Raw genomic sequence first — 4,229 nt, 5'->3', positions numbered from 1 at the left:
TTAAGAATATTAGACATTATTTCAATTGTTTTAAAATTCTTTTTATTCTTGTTTAAAAAGGTTATAATAATATTGAGTTTCGTTTTATCATTTTTTATTAATTTCCTATATTTATGGGTATTTGAAAATGCTAAAAAAATGCTTTAATTATTTTTTGATAATAGAAAAGAGGTTTAAAAATGTCAAGTTTTAGAATAGGCAATAAACATTATAAAATAATTCCTTTTTTAATTACTACTGGAACATTAATTTTTTTTGTGTTTTGGATAGGTGGGATTTCTTATAAATATCATTTAGAAACCGAAGAAAGACGTAAATTACAAGAAGTAGATATTAAAGCAAAAGCAAGAGAGTTAAATAATGATATATATATTGAAAATAAAAAACTTAAAGAAGAAAACGAACATTTAAAAAGTGTTCCTTATGAGTTTATAAGAGGTAACGGAGAAAAAGAATATTATAATTTATTTACTCATAAATTAGTTAAAAAAATTGATAATGATAATAATATTTTTGAATATGATAAAAATAATGGTCTTTTGTTGAAAAAAACTGATAAATATAACAATGTTGAAGAGTATGGTTCACATGGTAAATTAATCAAAAAAACTTTATCAGATGGCGTTTGGATGGAATATAATCCAATTAATTCAAAATTAATGAAACGTAAAAATATTGATAATTCTATTGAAGAATTTGATGATAATGAAGAAAAGTTTAAAGAAATAGATAAAAACGGTAAAGTTAAATTTTTTAAAACCAAACTTTATAAATATCCGTCCGAAATTGATTATTACGATGGTAAAACAATATATTATATTGAGGAATACGATCAACAAACAGGAAAATTAATTACAAGAACTATTTATAGACCTGATGGTAAAACAATATATTATATTGAGGAATACGATCAACAAACAGGTAAAATAATTAAAGAAACAACATTTGAATCCGATGGCAAAACAATTGATTATATTGAGGAATACGATCACCAAACAGGTAAAATAATTAATAAAATTTATTATAACCCTGATGGAACTATTAAAAAAATCATAAATCATTAATAATATTATATTCATATCCAAAGACGAGAAGAGCGAACTAGGAGGCCAGCCGAAGTATACTTAGATTAACTATTACACCCTCTCCTATAAAGTCCCCTTGCTGGTTCTGGCAAAACTACCATTTTAATTGAAAAATTAAGATAAAAAGAAAAACCTTTAATTTTGGTAGCTACTAATAATACTAAAAAATTATTTATGTTAAAATATTTTCATCATTATAAGAAGGATAATCTTCTCTTAATGATGAGGTGTTCCAAAAGTTTAGACACTTGCGCTGTTCCGTTTTTTTAGACAAATTTTGTCTTTAAAATTGTTCTTTAAGACTTAAAATTAAGTAGATAATTTCATATCTTTTCAAACTAAGGAAATATTTTTTTAAAATTTCAAAAAGTTTCTAAAACTTTTAGTTTCAAAAGATATTTTTTTGTCATATTTTATCTTTACACTATATAGTTAGGTAAAAAAAATTAAAAAAGTGGTAAGAAAATGGAATTATAATTATTTTTTTACATAATTATGTTATTTTGATTAAAAAATGCGCAAAAAAGATAACCTTTTTCAATGTTGAAAATTTGAAATAAAAAAATTATTATCTAAAATTTTGACAATATTGAGAAGGTGATGAATAATTTAATTTAGCTAAAATCCATTGATTGTTCCAAAATTTGGGGAAATAATTGATTATTTTTTTAACTTTTTCAGGTGATTTTTGAAATAAAAAAGGATGTTGATGTTGTAAGATAGTTTTCATTTGACCGGAAAAGTTTTCAATTACACCGTTATCGCGAGGAGTGGCTTTTCTCGATATGCTAATTAAAAAACCTTTTTTTCGTTAAAATTTGTTGGACTTTTTGTGATTGATAAACTGTTCCTTTATCTGAGTGAATAATACAAGGTTCTTTTAATAGAGGTAATTTTTGGATGGTGTTTAAAACTAATTCTTTATTTTGATGTTTGGAAGTGTGGGAAGCGATAATTTGGTTGTTGAAAGAATCAATAATACAAGAAAAATATAAAAATCCTTGGGGAGTTGAAATAAGTTATGTCGGTAAATAGTTTTTGCATGGGTTGAGTTGATATAAAGTCTTGATTAATTAAATTGTCTACCACTTTTAATTTAGCTTTTAAATTATTTTTATAATAATATTTATTTTTTTAATTCTTAAACGACAAAAAATACCGTTTTCTTTCATAATAGTATAAATTTTTTTCTTGGTAATGTTTTCGTTAAAAGTTTTTTGGTATAAATCATTGATTTTACGATGACCGCAAAAATATTTTTCTTGTAAACATAAAGCTTTAATGCGATTTTGTTGTAATAAGTATTTTTCTTTTTTTGCTTTTATTTTATTTTCGACTTTCAACCAATAATAAGTGCTTCTTTTGGTTTTGATAGTTTTTAAAATGGTTGTTAAATTTAGTTTTTGATTAAATTGTTTAACTAATTCAAAAACAGTTTTTTTATCAGTTTTTTGGTTTTTTTCATTAGAGTTTGTAATAATTTATTTTTTGTTTCTCTTTTTCTATTATTTTAACTATTTTTTTTCATGATTTAAATATTGTTTCCTTTTTTTATATCATATACATAACCATTATAACTCTGAATGATTATATTTATTTAAAAAAAGGGGGGTCGCGCGCAACTGGGGGATTTTTAGTTTTCTTCTTTTTTTATTTATGTGTACTTATAATTGTCATTAGCGCTTCAGCGCGTTAGGGTATTTTGTTTGGATAATTTTAAACAACTATTTTTAATAATGAAAAGGAAAAATAGGGAGTTATTTATATATCGAAAAATAATAATGATAGTTAAAAGATACAACGATAATATCAAATATCAAGTATCATTATCATTATCGATATAATATATAAAATATCACTCCTTAAAAATGTTTGGTTTTGTCAAAGAAATTAAAGGGGTCAAATGGTAATAAGATGGTAATAATAAATTGTTTATTTATTTTTTATTAAAATTTGATAAATAACCAGACCTAATTTTTTTAACCCGATAGCCCTGTTTATTTTTGGTTAAAAATAATTTGATGTGTTTTAAATCTTCCAATTGATAATAAATAACATTTAAACCTTTTTTATAGTTTGTTTTGATAGGATTGTTATATTTATCTACTTTTTTAGCATCTAATTTATATAATTTTAAAGTGTCTAGTTTATCTATGGTTATCTTACTTATTAATTCTTTAATGCAGTCTTTTTGTTCGTTGAGATATTTATATTTGGGGAAGATAGAGAAATGTTTTTTTTAAGGGTATTATTTTGGGTTTTATGTGTTTGTTTAGAGTTATATTATTATGTTCTTCGGAATGATGATTTTTGATTATTTCTATTCTATATTTTTTTATTTCATCTAAGATTTGAGGGTCTACAAATAGAGTTTGGTTTTTGGGCGGTAGTTTGTTTGTTTTTTGGGGAATTGAAGGTGAGTGGCTTTTTTTATTGTTGGTGTTGCATAGGCGATAAAGTCATAACCTAAATCTTGGTAATTATTTAGAGCTTTGATTAATCCTAAAATCCCTTCTTGATATAAATCCTCCTTAGTTAAAACTTTAGGGTAATATTTAAAATGATAAGCTAGTTTTTTTAATAAAGGCAAATGAAGTTCGATTAATTGATTACGAATTTCTAAATTCTTTTTATTTTTAAAAAAATCTTTAAATAATTTTTGTCTTAACATTCAATTCCTCTCTAAAAACATTTTTTTAGCTCCTTATATATCCTATGAATGAGCTGACAAGAAACAAAAAATTGTTTTAGATATTATTTATAATTTCAAAAAGAAAAATACCTACTAAAAAGGTAATTATCGACGAAACATAAAACTCTTTTTGTTTTAAGCAGAAAATTAAATAAACTAAAATAAACCTAAACTAATTAGGTCCTCAAAAATTAGTTTTGTGTTATATATAAAATAAATTTTTTAAAAAAATATTAAAAAAAATATTAAAAAATAAAAAAATTTAATTATAATAAATTAGGTGGTTAAAAAATAATAATTACCTTTATAAAAGATAATAATCAATTACATTATTTACAAAAAATTTGTCCCTTTGTTCAGAAAATTAAATCCCCATTTTAAAAAACAACTAAAAAACAAATCAAAGAAGTTTTTAATAATATTGAAGTTTTTTATAATTTTAAAAAATAATA

1 protein-coding gene and 2 pseudogenes are annotated in these 4,229 nt (G+C 22.6%); 1 reads left to right on the top strand and 2 read right to left on the bottom strand.

What is annotated here, in order from left to right:
* Nucleotides 1-179 precede the first annotated feature (179 nt).
* Nucleotides 180-1,064 carry a DUF2963 domain-containing protein gene (locus tag BBA70_RS01860; RefSeq protein WP_252861552.1) on the top strand — a complete coding sequence of 295 codons (885 nt, stop codon included), beginning with the start codon at nt 180-182 and terminating at the stop codon, nt 1,062-1,064.
* 589 nt (nt 1,065-1,653) lie between these two features.
* On the opposite strand, the pseudogene BBA70_RS01855 reads toward BBA70_RS01860, so the two are convergent.
* Both BBA70_RS01855 and BBA70_RS03960 read right to left on the bottom strand, forming a co-directional pair.
* Nucleotides 1,654-2,603: pseudogene (locus BBA70_RS01855) on the bottom strand (IS3 family transposase).
* 418 nt (nt 2,604-3,021) lie between these two features.
* Nucleotides 3,022-3,756, bottom strand: a pseudogene (locus BBA70_RS03960) (sigma-70 family RNA polymerase sigma factor).
* Nucleotides 3,757-4,229 lie beyond the last annotated feature (473 nt).

The organism is New Jersey aster yellows phytoplasma (assembly GCF_002554195.1).
Classification (GTDB): domain Bacteria; phylum Bacillota_I; class Bacilli_A; order Acholeplasmatales; family Acholeplasmataceae; genus Phytoplasma.
The sequence above is the reverse complement of the archived record's forward strand: the minus strand, read 5'-3'. Positions and strand labels throughout refer to the sequence as shown.